Here is a 522-nt window from a genome sequence, read left to right on the forward strand (position 1 = left end):
GCTAAAGCCGATGAGACATTAGAGCCAGTCATAACTGACGATGCAGTAAGTAGTGTCAGTGATGAGACTGCCCCAGCAGAAGCTACTGAGAATTTGCACGACGAATATATCATCGAAGAGCCTATCGTCAGCGAGCCAATCGTAAAGCAAACGAATATTGAAGAGATTTTACCCGCTGCAGAGGATGCAGAGAATCCATCTGTCGATACTACTTCAGACACCGTAGTAGATTCAGCAAGTGCGCCTGTAGTTGACAGAGCGGAAGTGGCTGAACCAGCGCCTCAAGAGCCAGTAGTCAAAGAGACAGGTATCGACGATGTCTTGTCGGCCGCAGAAAGTGCTACGCCTGCATCGATTGAAACAGCACCAGAAGAGTCAGAGATAGTATCTGAAACACCTGTATCTGAAACGCCTGTATCAGCAACGCCTGAGTCAACAGTAACGGAACCAGAAGCTGTGACCACTACAGAGCCGTTGACCACAACACTATCTACTGATGATGAACCATCAGTATCGCAGCCA

1 pseudogene is annotated in these 522 nt (G+C 48.3%); it reads left to right on the forward strand.

The features are described from left to right. Positions 1-522: pseudogene (locus ACS8FC_RS20810) on the forward strand (hypothetical protein); the annotation flags it as partial.

The sequence above is a fragment of the Psychrobacter sp. 1Y4 genome (assembly GCF_051847555.1).